The sequence below is a fragment of the Oleiphilus sp. HI0061 genome, from assembly GCF_001635675.1.
Map to the genome: position 1 here is coordinate 1 of NZ_LWFE01000516.1, position 676 is coordinate 676.

The 676-nt window shown below is 41.6% G+C and carries 1 protein-coding gene; it reads right to left on the reverse strand.

All coding sequences use genetic code 11. The annotated features are described in order from the left end of the window. Positions 1-541: NapC/NirT family cytochrome c (locus A3735_RS06810; protein WP_197485721.1), on the reverse strand; the 541-nt coding region annotated here is incomplete at its 3' end. Between the last annotated feature and the right edge of the window lie 135 nt (positions 542-676).

The window sequence follows — 676 nt, forward strand, 5'->3', positions numbered from 1 at the left end:
CAATACCTTTGTGGCAATCAATACAAGTGTTACCTGCTGTCATCGCATTCAAATGCTGTTTACGAGCGCGAGGCTTTTGGTTTTCTGGCAACATGGTTTCGAAGTCATGACAGTTTCGACACTCGCGTGAGTCTGTCGCTTTCATTTCACCCCAAACTTTCTTTGCCATCGTGAAGCGCTTGGCATCAAACTTTTCTGGCGTATCAATACTTCCCAAAGCTTTATGCCATAACTCATTAGAAGCTTTTATCTTACGAACAACTTTATGCACCCATGGATCAGGCACGTGGCAATCTGAACAGCTTGCTCTAACGCCACTGCGGTTGGTGTAGTGAATAGTTGACTGGTATTCTTTATAAACGTTGTCTTCCATTTCGTGACAACTGATACAGAACTCTAGGGTATTGGTTTGCTCCATCGCAGTGTTAAATCCGCCCCAGAAGATGACACCGACTAACATGAAAAATAATGCTGCCGTGACTGTCGCCCCGAACAATATTTTTCTCGTCATCAGACCTTTAACAAGATTTGCTGCACTCATTGATGAGACTCCCTAGAACTTTAATATTCTAAAATTCAATTACTTAAATCCGAGAAGGTTGAAGAAGAGCACCTAAGTACTCTTCTTCAGGAGTACTAATTACCTAGATAACTATTACTAACGGTAATTAGGTTT